Source organism: uncultured Butyricimonas sp. (genome assembly GCF_959596855.1).
Taxonomy (GTDB): domain Bacteria; phylum Bacteroidota; class Bacteroidia; order Bacteroidales; family Marinifilaceae; genus Butyricimonas; species Butyricimonas muris.
The window spans coordinates 48,467-63,073 of sequence record NZ_CAUFYA010000015.1 but is presented as its reverse complement, the minus strand read 5'-3'; the positions used below and the strand labels follow the sequence as shown (position 1 = coordinate 63,073).

General features: G+C 43.9%; 10 protein-coding genes. 9 read left to right on the top strand and 1 reads right to left on the bottom strand.

The window, feature by feature from the left end; translation table 11 throughout:
• Nucleotides 1–66: 66 nt before the first annotated feature.
• Nucleotides 67–1,809: a hypothetical protein gene (locus Q5866_RS08730; protein ID WP_303179856.1), complete on the top strand. Its 1,743-nt coding sequence runs from the start codon at nucleotides 67–69 to the stop codon at nucleotides 1,807–1,809.
• Between the two features lie 402 nt (nucleotides 1,810–2,211).
• Entirely contained in the window at nucleotides 2,212–3,180 is a 969-nt protein-coding gene (locus Q5866_RS08725) for a glycosyltransferase (protein ID WP_303179855.1), read from the top strand.
• Nucleotides 3,181–3,336: 156 nt separating this feature from the next.
• Here the strand turns inward: Q5866_RS08725 and Q5866_RS08720 are convergent, their stop codons facing one another.
• Complete coding sequence (locus Q5866_RS08720; RefSeq protein WP_303179854.1) at nucleotides 3,337–3,756, bottom strand: helix-turn-helix domain-containing protein; 420 nt, start codon at nucleotides 3,754–3,756, stop codon at nucleotides 3,337–3,339.
• A gap of 736 nt (nucleotides 3,757–4,492) precedes the next feature.
• On the opposite strand from Q5866_RS08720, the gene glpA reads away from it, so the two are divergent.
• From glpA to Q5866_RS08685, 7 genes are all read left to right on the top strand, one after another.
• Nucleotides 4,493–6,118, top strand: coding sequence for an anaerobic glycerol-3-phosphate dehydrogenase subunit A (gene glpA / locus Q5866_RS08715; protein WP_303179853.1), 1,626 nt, complete (start codon nucleotides 4,493–4,495; stop codon nucleotides 6,116–6,118).
• 2 nt (nucleotides 6,119–6,120) lie between these two features.
• A complete protein-coding gene (glpB, locus tag Q5866_RS08710) occupies nucleotides 6,121–7,389 on the top strand; it encodes a glycerol-3-phosphate dehydrogenase subunit GlpB (protein ID WP_303179852.1) in 1,269 nt (422 codons plus the stop codon).
• Entirely contained in the window at nucleotides 7,386–8,603 is a 1,218-nt protein-coding gene (glpC, locus tag Q5866_RS08705) for an anaerobic glycerol-3-phosphate dehydrogenase subunit GlpC (RefSeq protein WP_303179851.1), read from the top strand. Before glpB ends, glpC begins: the two co-directional genes overlap by 4 nt.
• Nucleotides 8,604–8,936: 333 nt before the next feature.
• Nucleotides 8,937–10,337: a phosphoglycerate transporter protein PgtP gene (gene pgtP, locus Q5866_RS08700; RefSeq protein WP_099294319.1), complete on the top strand. Its 1,401-nt coding sequence runs from the start codon at nucleotides 8,937–8,939 to the stop codon at nucleotides 10,335–10,337.
• A gap of 8 nt (nucleotides 10,338–10,345) precedes the next feature.
• Entirely contained in the window at nucleotides 10,346–11,287 is a 942-nt protein-coding gene (locus Q5866_RS08695; protein ID WP_099294320.1) for an HAD family phosphatase, read from the top strand.
• A gap of 44 nt (nucleotides 11,288–11,331) precedes the next feature.
• Nucleotides 11,332–12,483, top strand: coding sequence for a porin (locus Q5866_RS08690; protein WP_292269902.1), 1,152 nt, complete (start codon nucleotides 11,332–11,334; stop codon nucleotides 12,481–12,483).
• 41 nt (nucleotides 12,484–12,524) lie between these two features.
• Complete coding sequence (locus Q5866_RS08685) at nucleotides 12,525–13,493, top strand: hypothetical protein (protein WP_099294324.1); 969 nt, start codon at nucleotides 12,525–12,527, stop codon at nucleotides 13,491–13,493.
• Nucleotides 13,494–14,607 lie beyond the last annotated feature (1,114 nt).

Genomic DNA, 14,607 nt, shown 5'->3' with positions numbered 1-14,607 from the left:
TCCGGTCAGGCAAAACTTATCGTAGACATGTTAGCACACTCTTGTTGCCCTATCAACAGGAAGGATATGGAAAGTTTATTCCCTGACGTCACTTCCCCCCGTTCCGAATTACACGCGACCTTCAAAAGGCTCCAACAGGCTAAAATTGTTTGGTATTGCATGGAAGGCGGAAGTACTGATGATTACTACACGTCTATGTTAGCTCTGGAATTAACCATTCTACTATTCCTGCAACAGGTAAAAGAGGGGCGCGATATCGAGCAAGAAGTCAGCACTCCACAATTCTGGGAAAAAGTAAATCGAACAGGACGCCCCACGAGAGAGAGGATACTAGCTATATTCTTTGATGTAAAATTACCGGATCACGACCATTTCCCGATCCCGCATTTTTATAAACAGCAACTTCTCAACACAGCCTCAAAGATGAAATCATCCTTTCATCTCGAAACAACATTTCCCGAAAAATACCTTATACGCCACTTCCGGGACATTGTCCGGTTACAAATCGAACAGATTCATCCTAACCCGTCCATCGCTTGTTGGTATGACCGATTTACCGTTATACACAAAAACTCTCCCCTCTTTCATGCCACCTTGCAAGATACACGGGCAATCCTAACACTCTTGCTTCCCGGCAAATCAGATCAAATTCCCGACAACGTAAATCCCGCCACCAGAGAAGGAGCATCCTTATTGGGAATGTACTACCTTTATCAAGGTGATTACTCGCGTGCCCTTCGATATTTTTCGGAAGGGGAATCAAATAAAACGATATTCGACGACTATCGCCCCACCCAATACCCCATATTCCTATTCGGTAAAGCCATGGCTTACCTGCTAGATTCTAAAACATCTATCGATATCAATTCCCCGCTAAACATTCTCCCTCCCGACGACATTTTCGAACGGCTCGCGTGGGCAAACAAAATGAACAAAAGCCCGGAAGAAATCACTCGCTTACTACCGGCAGAAGGCTCTCTTCCCCCCTTGTCCCAATATCTACTGAACAGCATGAAACAATACCTCGGACTAGCCGTCGACGGTTCATTGACATTCCTCGAACATCAAGCCGCTAAACTAGGTTGGGACATTCCGTCTTTAGTAAACAAATGTTTATCGAGAAAAAACTCAGTATCTTTTAAACAAAATACCATACTAACGGGAAAATGGGAAAAAACATTTGCCCCTCTCGTGGAACAGACATTCACACCAATCATTCAAAAAGATAGGACGAAAGAACTCTTGGCCACACGAACAAACACATTCCGGATCGCATACTTTATACGCACATGGGGCAAACAACAGTGGATGATTGTCCCCAAGCTACAGAAAACAAAGGATGGAATCACATGGACATCCGGCATGCCTATAGCCGCACCAAGACTCTTCGAAGGCTCCGTCCCCGACATGACCGATTGGGACTGTGAATTAGCCTACCCGAATCTTTCCAAAGAAGACAAGATAATTCTTCTCGCAGGACATCCTCACGTCTACAATGAAAAAGATGAACAAAGACGTTCCGTTCAAATCATAAAAATCAATCCCGCTATCTCGATACGACAAGATGACACGGGATATTGCATAACCACAAATCTTAAAAATTTTGTATCCCGACAAAAAATTCTTTGGGAACGAAATTTTCTGAAAGCCACGATCTATGAAATTACTCGCCAACAACACTACATTCTCTCTTGGCTGGACAAGTTCTCGCATTTGCCATTCGAAGCGCACGATGCTCTGGTTGCCTTAATAAAACATCTACAAAAATCCGTCACTATATACACTGACATCGAAATCAATATAGAATAATACCGGATAGTCTGTCATTCACTTCTTAAATCTTTGCAATATGCAAAGATTTAAGAAACACCATGATGTAAACTCCGGTTTTCCGCCGAAGTCCGATTTATTTAGCCTACTATTTGTCAAATACCAAAAAATATCTATTTTTACATTGTCATCTGAGCGTTTCAGATAGAAGATATTTTAAAGGCGTTTGTTTGGATTCTTATCTTTAGAATCTTAATTACTACAATGTTCTGTTTGGTGGACATGATATTGTATGTCGTGTATAATATACATTAAAAGGCGAATGAATTGTTTGCAACAGAACATTCCGCGAGATATAAAAGATAGATAAAACAAGTATCTCCACGCTTTTAACGGTTATAATTACCTTTTGGAGATAGAGGTAGAAACATGATATCAGACATGCAGTTAATCTATCGTCTTCGTAGTGGAAAGAATCCGAAATGGATTTACTATATTCAAAACATGACTCGTTATGCAATCCCGCAAATCATACTCCGCAACCGTCGTGAAAAAATATTGAAAAAAGCCATGAAACGACCGGATTTCCCTTACATACAAGAACGTGTCGAGTATTATAACAAACTGTCAGAACCCGTGAAATTACCGGACACTTCTCCCCGTCTGGCAAATCACAAGTTCACCAAAAGGGAAAAACAATCCGTTTACTTCTTTGATACCTACGAATTCACCCGCTGGTTCTCGAAATCTCTAAAATGGCAACATTTGCCCGGTGACATCGTTCACGTTCCCGCCTATCCGGCCATCGTGAAAAGCCGTCCTCTTCATCCCAATAATAAAAATTCGGTTCTATTGAATCTCGACAAGATACGCCATTTCATTTTTCTCAAAGACACGATACCTTTCTCCGGAAAAATGAATAAAATCATTTTTAGAGGCAAGGCAGGCTCGAAACCTCGCAGACAACAGTTCATTTCAAAGTTTATCGATCATCCCATGTGCGATGTCGGAGAAGTTGGCAGTAGTCCCAACATACCCGCGGAATGGAGAAAACCCAAAATAACACTACGCGAGCATCTCAAGTACAAATTCATCATGGCACTCGAGGGGAATGACGTGGCAAGCAACTTGAAATGGGTAATGTATTCCAACTCCATCGCTGTAATGCCCAAACCTACTTGTGAAACTTGGTTCATGGAAGGTAAATTAATCCCCGATTATCACTATATTGAAATCAAGGAAGATTATTCCGACCTGATCGAGAAAGTTAATTATTACATCGAGCACGAGAATGAGGCTCTCGAAATTATAAAACACGCTCACGAGTACGTGGCTCAATTCCGGAATAAAAAAAGAGAAAAACTAATTTCTCTATTTGTCATGGAAAAATACTTTGAAAAAACGAATTAAAAAACGGGAGATTACTATTTGAAATATTTTTCAAAAAAAATATATATCAAAGAGAATTTTCCCGAGAAAAGACAAAAAAAATACTTCACGAATGCCCAAAAAACGATTTCAAATCCTTGTGGCACTCGTGAAGTATTATTCCAATATTATACTATCTCAAAATTTCTCGAGCAACTTCTCCAGAAGAGAAGCAAATTTCCTTAACAACAGTTCATTTGTCGCAAGCAACATAGTCATCTGCTCATCCTTAGCCTTTAAAGAAGAAGCTTGTTTATCAACAATCGCCACCAGATGACGTGTCATTATACTATCATCCTCGCCGACTGAATCAACCCCTAAAGAATCATCATCAACCGCAACAACTTTACGGTATTTCTCGCCCTCGCCACTTACAAGCCAATTCCGGTTTACTCCCAGCAAGTGACTCAGCACCTCCAATTTTGTGGTATCAGGCTTCGTCTTGTTATTCAGGTAGTTTGAAATGGTAGTAGCCGACATGTTTAATGCCTTCGCCACACGGTATTTCGTGTAACCTTTCTCGTTCATCACCTCTTGCAATCTCTCGGAAAATGACATACCCTTTTATTTAGAATTAATTTAAATTTTATCTATTACCAAAAAATAATCCAATTTGATTTTGCATTCTTCCAAATTTGTATTACCTTTGTGTATCGTTTGTTACAAATATAGCGATTATTGGTGAAATCCCCAAGCAATTGGGGTATGTTAATCGGTTGGTGATGTGAGAAGACAAAGATATTTATCCCGTTAATGTTCTTTGTCTTCTCCTTTTATTTATCAAGCCCGCTCCTCACAGACTCCCACAAACAATCAGATAAAGTCAGTTTCAAGTCGGCTTGTTCTACCGTTGTTGAATCGTTGTTCTCTTTTTCTACAACCGTTCCGAAACGGCACAACATCAATTCAACAACATAAGTAAATCAATACCCCCTCTCGAACACACCTCTATTGTAGATTAAATACCGACACTCTTGTCACTACTAGCACATCACTTATTCAACACTTGCCACACAAATCATACAAGATAAATTTTACTTGATCTAACCACAGTTTTCTACCACCTTTAATTCACATCTAGTATTTACCAACAATAATTTATTTTTCCCATACCTTATATATATATAGTAAAAGAGATTTCATTTTTCCTCATTCAAGAGTATTTGAAAGCTATTCAAAACACGAAACGGAACTCGTTCTTTCATTTACTTTCGTTTTTAGGTGATTTTATTGCGATATTATTTTGTTTTCTTTCGTTTTATTCTTTCCTTTGCGATAATAAAATCTTTTGGACATGACACAGCACGAGACAACAAAACCATTTGATGTAATCATCATCGGCGGCGGCGCGACAGGAGCCGGCACTGCCAGAGATTGTTCCCGCAGGGGACTGCGGGTGCTTTTGGTTGAAAGATTCGATATTTCCACCGGAGCCACGGGACGCAATCACGGGCTGTTGCATAGCGGCGCTCGCTACGCGGTAACCGACAAAGAATCCGCGGAAGAATGTATCAAAGAAAATATGATTCTTCGTAAAATCGCCAGCCACTGCGTGGAAGAAACCGACGGACTCTTCCTCACCCTTCCCGAAGATGACATAAATTATCAGTCCAAATTTGTTGACGCCTGCAGGCAAGCAGGTATTCGGGCTGACGTGATCGATCCAAAAGAAGCTATAAAGATGGAACCTTCCGCCAATCCCGATATCATTGGAGCGGTAAGAGTTCCGGACGGAGCGGTCGACCCGTTCCGCCTGACAGCATCCAATATCATGGACGCGAAACTACACGGTGCCACCGTGCTGACTTATCACGAGGTCACGGAACTCATCCGCGAGCAAGACCGCATCACGGGCATCAAAGTCCTTGACCACAAAACGAAAGAAACAAAATCCTATTACGGCTCCGTCGTTGTCAACGCCGGGGGTATATGGGGACACAATATAGCCAAACTGGCCGGAATCAATATCAACATGCTACCCGCCAAGGGAGCCTTGTTGATTTTCGGGCACCGGGTAAACAACATCGTGCTGAACAGATGCCGCAAGCCCGCCGACGCCGATATTCTCGTGCCGGGCGATACCATCTGCCTTATCGGAACAACTTCCAGCAAAGTACCTTACGAGGAAGTGGACAACATGTACGTCACCCCGGAAGAAGTGGACTTACTATTGCGGGAAGGAGAAAAATTATCCCCGCTACTGGCACAAACCCGCATCCTAAGAGCGTACGCGGGAGTCCGACCGCTAGTTGCATCAGACGATGATCCCAGCGGAAGAAACGTAAGCCGGGGTATCGTGCTACTGGACCACGCGAAGAGAGACGGGCTGGAAGGCCTTATCACCATCACGGGCGGAAAGCTCATGACCTACCGGTTGATGTCCGAATGGACGACCGACTTGGTTTGCAAGAAACTAAACGTTTCAACCCCTTGCACCACCGCCACGGAAAAATTACCCGGCTCCAGAGGAAATGCCGAAGAAACAAGTAAAAAAATCATATCCGTTCCGCTCGCGCAACGCAACGCCACAATCAACCGCCACGGGGATATGGCAGACCAGTTTTCAGGGAATACCGCCTTGGACAACAGCTTGATCTGCGAATGTGAAGAAGTATCCGTGGGAGAAGCGAAGTACGCCTTGAACGAGTTGGATGTAAACAATCTGGTTGACTTGCGAAGAAGAACCCGCGTGGGAATGGGCACTTGCCAAGGAGAACTCTGTGCCTGCCGAGCCGCCGGATTAATGAGCAACATGAAAAAAGCCTGCACGAAAAGAGCGAAATCAGACCTTACCTCTTTCTTGAACGAGAGATGGAAAGGCATGGCACCCATCGCGTGGGGCGATACATTACGTGAAAGTGAATACACCGCGTGGATATACGAAGCCGTATGCGGGCTAACATCATCTTCAAAAGAATAATTATGAAATTCGATACCATTATCATCGGTGGCGGTCTGTCCGGCTTAATTTCCGGGATACAATTGTCCAAGCAAGGACAACGCTGTGTCATTATTTCTTCCGGGCAAAGCGCCTTGCATTTCTCTTCCGGTTCTTTTGATTTACTAAACGCGCTACCGGACGGGAAAAGCGTGAACAAACCGCTGGAAGCAATCGGAGAATTGATCGAGCAAGCACCCGCGCATCCTTACGCGAAGCTGGGAACAAGCAAGTTCGCGCAATTGACCGCAGAAGCGGAAACCTTCCTGCAAGACACGGGCATCCCGACAAAAGGAAAAGCAGAACAGAATCACTACCGAGTAACCCCGATGGGTACGTTAAAACCGACATGGCTAACCTTGGAAGATCATTTGCAAGGCGAAAACGCGAACCGGATTCAATGGAAGAAAGTCGGGATTTTCAACGTGACGGGATTTCTTGATTTCTATACCCAGTTCATTGTTGACGAACTGGCAAAAATAGGCACGACATGTACCACCCACTTGATTAATTTTCCCGCCTTGGAGCGTTTACGGAAAAACCCGACAGAAATGCGTTCCGTGAATATCGCCAGAGTGTTTGACAACCAAGACAACCTGAACGAATTAGTTCGCCAGATCAAGGCGGAACGCAGAGATTGCGAAATCATCGCGTTACCCGCGATCGTGGGATTAAGCCGGAAAGACGCTTTAGCCTATCTTCAAAAAGAGATCGGGAAGCCGGTTTATTTACTGCCAACCCTCCCTCCTTCCGTGCCGGGCATCCAAGTACAACAACAGCTGCGCGCCCGCTTCCAAGAAGCCGGCGGCGTTTTCATGCTGGGCGACATTGTCCTGCGGGCAGAGAAAGAGGGTGACCGGATCTCCCGGGTTTACACGAACAATCACGGGGATATCCCGTTCACGGGCAAAAACGTGATTCTGGCGACAGGAAGTTATTTCAGCCAAGGATTGATTGCCGATCCGGAACGGGTTTACGAACCAATCTTCAATCTGGACATCACTTACTCCCGAAATCGTGAACAATGGTACAGCCGGGATGCATTCGAGGCTCAACCCTATCAAACTTTCGGGGTAAAAACCGACAAAGATTTCCGGGGGTTGCAAAATGGCAAACCGATAGAGAACCTTTACGTGTCCGGAGCCATACTGGAAGGCTTCAACGCGATAAAAGAAGGATGCGGGGCGGGAGTCTCCATTTTAAGCGCATTGTATGTAGCAGACAGAATTTCAAGTAAACAGGAGATGTTATGAATCTACAACAACACAATATAAGCGACAATAATTTCGAGCAATGTATCAAATGTACCGTGTGTACCGTTTACTGCCCGGTGGCAGCCGTCAACTCGGATTACCCGGGTCCCAAGCAAGCGGGACCGGACGGGGAACGCCTGCGCTTGAAGAAATTCAATTTCTATGACGAATCTCTGAAATATTGCATTAATTGCAAGCGATGCGAGGTGGCATGCCCCTCGAACGTGAGAATAGGCGACATCATACAGTCCGCGCGCATCAAGTACAGCGAGAAGAAACCCACGCTACGCGACTTCATCCTAGCGAACACGGATCTGGTGGGGACGCTATCAACCCCGTTCGCCCCGATTGTAAACACCACGCTGGGATTAAAACCCGTGAAAGCCATCCTTGACAGCGTGATGAAGATCGACCACCGCCGCACGTTCCCGAAATACTCGTTCGGCACATTCGAGGGGTGGTACAAAAAACAGGCTGAAAAGCAAGCCGCCTACCCGAAGCAGGTCAGCTACTTCCACGGTTGTTACGCAAACTACAACAACCCGCAACTGGGAAAAGACCTCGTGAAAGTAATGAACGCTCTCGGCATCGGGGTACAATTGCTCGAGAAAGAAAAATGCTGCGGGGTCGCGTTAATTTCTAACGGCTTTATCAATCAGGCAAAAAAACAAGCCAAAACAAACATAGCTTCGATTCGAAAGTCCGTCATCGATAAAAACATTCCGGTGATAGCCACCTCGTCAACCTGCACGTTTACCATCAGGGACGAGTATCCCCATCTATTGGACGTCAAAAACGACGATGTCAGAGACCGGATAGAATTAGCCACACGCTACATCTATCGGTTACTTGGCCAAAAAGATTTGAAATTGAATTTCAAGCAAGGAACAAAACTTAAAGTAGCTTACCACACTCCTTGCCACATGGAGAAACTGGGTTGGTCTTATTATTCGATAGAACTGTTAAAACTTATCCCCAACATCGAATTAACCATTCTCGATTCACAATGTTGCGGGATAGCAGGAACTTACGGCTTCAAGAAAGAGAATTACAAGACCTCACAAGATATCGGTGCTTCCTTGTTCAATCAAATCGAAAGTTGCGGTATCGATATCGTTGCTACCGATTGCGAAACTTGTAAATGGCAAATCGAAATGTCCACGACCAAGCGGTGCGAACATCCTATATCAATATTAGCCAATGCTTTAGAATGATATAAATATTATCACCAGCGGGGTAAACTAATCTTTTTCAAAAAGAAATAAAAATAAAATCAAAAGAGAAACGTAATTTTATTGAAAATTATTTTGATTTAAAAATCAATATCCCTAATTTTGTTGTGAATTGAAAGAGATTAGTTGCGAAATAGAAAGGAAACGTTTTCGAATACATTCGATAAAAAAAACATTGAGAATTAAATACAATTGCAATGAATCAAAGAAAAAACATACTAAAATGCCCTATTTAGGGTTGCGATGAAACTTTTTAAGATTTATTACGTATAAAGGTGTGTCTAAATTAATAATTATAAAATAAAATCTAATAACATGTGGAACTTTTTGAAACCAGCGCCATTCAAAACCCAGTTACCCGAGGGTGAGATTGATTCTACGTACAAGCGCATGCGTTGGCAGGTATTCATCGGTATTTTCGTTGGATATGCCGGCTATTACATTGTGCGAAAGAACTTTTCAATGGCGATGCCATTTTTGACAGATCCTGACGGTCCTTACGGCTTCGAGAAAGGCTCGTTAAGTATCGTGTTAGCTCTAAACGCTGTTGCTTACGCCTTATCCAAGTTCTTGATGGGTAGTGTTTCCGACCGAAGCAACGCGCGCGTATTCCTACCTTTAGGATTGGTTCTAGCCGCGTTATCCATGATGTTCATGGCAGTCCCGATTGAACTATTCGGGGCGGGTACCATCTCCATCGTGATTATGGCGGTACTAAACTTCCTCGTGGGGTGGTTCAACGGAATGGGATGGCCTCCTTGCGGACGCGTGATGACACACTGGTTTTCCGTGAAGGAACGGGGCACGAAGATGTCTATCTGGAATTGCGCCCATAACGTGGGTGGCGCTCTTGTCGGCCCGATGGCCGTGTACGGAGCCATGTGGTTCGGTTCTTGGTTCTACGGGGCTGACAGCACAAAATACTTCATTATAGGTACTTACATATTCCCCGCGGCAGTAGCTTTGCTAATCGCTCTAATCGCTTACGTTATGATTCGCGACACGCCACAATCCTGCGGGTTGCCCACCATCGAGAAATGGCGTAACGATTACCCGAAAAATTATAGCGAGAAACAGGAAGAAGTCCTCACCACGAAAGAAATCTTCTTCAAATACGTGCTTAATAACAAAATGTTATGGTTCATCGCCATCGCTAACGCTTTCGTTTACATGGTTCGCTACGGTTGTCTTGACTGGGCTCCCACCTATTTGAAAGAGGCACAAGGCTACGATATCAAAGAAGCCGGATGGGCATATTTCGCTTACGAGTTTGCCGCTATACCGGGCACGCTTGTTTGTGGTTGGTTGAGTGACTACGTGTTCAAGGGGCGTCGGGCGATCACAACGATCATCTTCATGGCGCTTGTAGCGGTATTCATTTTCTTCTATTGGCATTTCTCCGACAACTATACAATCGTGACGCTATCTCTGATTGCCATCGGGTTCTTCATCTACGGACCGGTGATGCTTATCGGGGTGCAGGCTCTTGACCTTGCTCCCAAGAACGCGGCGGGAACATCTGCCGGGCTAACGGGTTTCTTCGGGTATTTCTTCGGAACCGCGATTCTGGCAAACGTCGTGATGGGTTATGTCTCTGAAAGTTCGTTCGGTTGGGATGGAACATTTATATTATTGCTGATAGCGTGCGCTTTATCAATAGTATTTGTCAGCTTTACTTACAAGGAAGAACAATATTTGGTTAACAACAAAAAGTAATAACAAACATGAAAAAGAAGCTCGTAACGAGTAGCGTTATCATTCTGGTAATGTTATTCTTCACCCCTTATATCTCCGCGCAAACCTATCGCGAGATCAAGGGATGGTCAAAAGAGATTAACGATCGCATTGAAACATTCTTGAACACGACCTTAACCATGAATACCCGCAAAGTTGCCGTGTTCGACGGGGACGGCACCGTGTTCGGGCAAGTTCCTCATTATCTGGCAGACGAAGCACTGTATCGTTACGCCGACAAATATTACAAGGGCAAGAATGACAAAGTGTCAAAGGAAAAAATGGCTATTTTGAACCGCATGGTGAAAAACGGCGACAACGTGGGTAAAGTGTACGTTGAAGACCGTGCCCATTTTCTCGCGGGAATGACTCCCGAAGCCGTGGCAACCTTGGGTTACGATTGTTACGTGGAATCATACCAAGGAAAATTCTACCCGGAAATGAAACAGCTTATCGCGAATTTGAAAGAATACGGATTTGAAGTATGGATATTGACAGCTTCTCCCGAGTTTTTATACCAAAAATTCTTATCAGAGGAATTGGGAATCCCTGACGTGAATATTCTCGGGATGAAGTCTGTCGTTGTCGACGGGGTGCTGACAAACGAAATCGTGCTGCCGATCCCGCAAGACGACGGGAAAGCCAATGTCATCCCGACATTTATCAAAACCCGCCCGCTGGTAGTGGGTGGCAATAGCCGCGGGGACATGGACATGCTGAATCAATCCTGCGGTTTAAAAATAGTGATCAACCCGGACGACAAAACCGTCCGCGGCGAGGAAGACGGTCCGATGCACGGTTACACGGTGAAAGGATACTGGGAAAAAGAGGGGGCGCTTATCGTGAACTGCAACGACACCAGAGATCCGAAAGTACGCTTCCACACGGGAGAATGGGGAATAAGAGAGAACGTGGCTAATCCGAAAAAGTAATTCCGAGAAGAATATAATTTGTATGAACTTAATTTAACATTGTTATGAAAAAAAGTTATTTATTGAACGTGTTAATGCTGTGTTGTGCCCTTTTCGTATGCACATCTACATGGGCTAAGGCCGAGAACGACCAAACCCCTGCCACAACTGAAGGGACTGCCCAAACAAATGACGGGGATCTTACTCAAAAAGTAAATAAACTCCTTTCACTACTACCGAAATTTTCCGGTTACATCCAAACCGGTTACAACTGGGGTGACAAAAACGGCGACAACAGATCATCTTTCCAATTGAAACGTATGCGTTTGATCATCGACAAGCAAGTGTCAAAAACATTTGACTTCCGCGCACAATTGGAATGTTTCTCCGGTTCTACCGACGGAACCGCTTACTCGAAGAAAGTAATCACGGTGATGGACGCGTTCATTAACGCGCATATCACGAAAGGACTACACTTCCGCGCGGGTCAATACTATTTGCCGCTTGGTTTCGAGAACTATGACATCTCTCCCGCGACATTGGAGACAGTGGATTTCTCTAATATTTGCTACCGCATGGTATGCCGCAATGCCGTTTCAACTCCCAACCTTATCGACTACGGTCGTGACCTCGGGATCATGGCTTACGGGGATTTCCTTCCGAGCAAAGACAAGAAATTCAACCACTTGAGCTATCAAGTATCTTTGAGCAACGGCTATCTTCCCACGTTGAACGACGACAACAAATCCAAAGACCTTGTAGGTCGTATCACCGTTCGTCCCATCGAGAAATTGCGTATCATCGGTTGCTACAACTGGGGTGAATACAAACAACTCAATGCAGGACAAGTAGTAGGAAATTATCAAGCCATGAACCGCGTTATCACCGGTGCTTGGTATTATGATCCGAACGGTCTTGACCTTCGTGCAGAGTACGGTCATATCAAGAGCGATGACGCTAATGTTGACGAAGACGGTTTCTACTTCCTCGCCGCCTACAAGATCGGTAAATTCTTGCCGGTAGCCCGTTTTGACATGTATCGCGACAAAACGAACAAGACTTCTGCCAACAACAAGGACAATTACCTGATCGGTTGTACTTACGAGCCTATCAAGGATGTTAAGTTCCAAGTGAATTACATCTTGTCCGACTACACGGATAAAGTTGACAAAGGCACGGGCAACAGTTTGCAAATCATGTGTTTGCTTAAATTCTAATATAAAGTAAACCTTTATTAATAACCTAAATATTTTTGATTATGAATAAGTTATTATTTGTTGTGGCATTGCTTTTAGCAAGTATGGCCGTAAACGCTCAACATCTTGGCTCCGAGTATCGCTTGAAGAAAGTTATTCCCGTGGCAGGACGTCAAGGAATTGCTATCGACAGCAACTATTACTATGTATCCGATACTAAAGTTCTTTACAAATACGATAAGCACGGTAATCTTATCATGAAGAACGATCAACCGTTCCAGAATCCCGAAATCGCCAACCACTTCGGTGATATCGACATTTATAACGGGGAAATCTATTGCGGTATCGAGAAATTCGAATACGGACGCGGTTACAACATCGCCGTATCTATCTATGACGCGGAAACGTTGAAATGGAAACGCGACCTGCCTTGGTCACCGGAATCGGGACAAGTAGAGGTATCAGGTCTTGCCGTTGACCGCGAGAAAAACATGGTTTGGATGTCTGACTGGGTGGATAGCCGTTACGTGTATTGCTACAGCCTTGAAACAGGACAATACTATACCAAGATGCAATGCCGCCCGACCCCGTACTGGTGTCAAGGTATTTTCATCGCTGACGGTAAAATGCTTTTCACCTCAGATGACGGTGAATCATTATACAATATTCCTGACAACATTTACATTGCCGACATCTCTGAAGTACACTTCACCGGATTGCAGGACGGAACTGAAGTTGTTAAGGACACCCCTTTCAGCGTGAAACTTGACAAAAAAGGGAAACCCGTAATGCGTACAGGCAAAATTGCCGGCGGAGCGAAAGCCGGAAGAGTTGAATTATTCCGCGAGATGAGTGATTTCCGCCGCGCCGGAGAGATCGAAGGTCTTTCTATCGACCCGGTAAATGACGACCTCGTGGTATTGAACAACCGTGGTACCCTGATCGTTCTCGGTATGTCACAAGGTCCGTTCAAAGATGAAGGTTACACCGGAGAAATTCACGAACTTTACATCTACGAAAAAGTAAAATAGTTTTCGGGTTCAATAATTTCAAACAACGGGAGACTGTCCGACACGCTCGGGCAGTTTCTTTTTTTTAGATTGTTGTAAATCAAGAATTATTTTATTTCGAATTTTGAAGATGCCTGATAGACACTTCAATATATTTTCAATATGAGTCATCCTGTATATTTTCACATCCGATAAATCCATCTGGATTGCTTTTCATTTTTTTATTATCACGAAGAATGAATAAAGCTTATAATTATTCTTTTCTGCTTACAAATATACGCTTTTTTGTAACAACAAAAAAGAAAGTGTGCTATATACAGGGCAAACGCGTCAAAACGCTTTTTGCCCGGTTCATAAAGTTGAGCTTTCAGCTCCTAAAGTTTATAAAGTTCATAAAGTAACGGGCGTCCTTCGGACAAGGTTTACCGGCAGCCATGCTGCCGTGGACAAAGCGCCCGCTAGGGTCAATAAACCTTATAAACCTTACGAACTTTATAAACTTTTAACTATAATGGCAAAAAGCGTTTTGACGCGTTTGCCCTATGCTGTTTTAGTACCGCTTATACAATGGAGTACCGGGGAGGATAGCCGGAGTCCGGAACGGAGTCAATCGTAAATCATACATCTTCAGTTATAAAGCCCACCTGATTCAGACACCACTCCGGCATCAATTCCGCATCAATTCCGTGTAGAACGCTATAGGAACCCTATAAGAACCCTATAGGAACGCTATATACAATAGCGTTCTTACAGGGAAGTAATAGCTGAATAAAAATATTTCACACGGAAGTGATGTGGAATTGATGCCCTATTCATCCTGATTCTTCGAGGGTTTTGCCACTTATCGCGGGAGTACTTGTTGATGAGTCCGGTCGTGATAAGTTAGTCCTTACCGGAATGAAACCGATAATTTCCGGCTTGATATATACTCGTTTAGACCTTCTGCAAGCCGCATTGGAAACGGTTTTTTAATATATCAAAAATCGAACGATTTACGATATGCAAAAATATGCCTTTTTTGTATATAAAAAAAGAAACTAACCTGTTTTTTTATTACTCATAATGAAATAATTATCGTTCTCGTCGAAATAACCATCTCTCATTTTTTTTGCATATCGTAAATCGTTGAATTGTT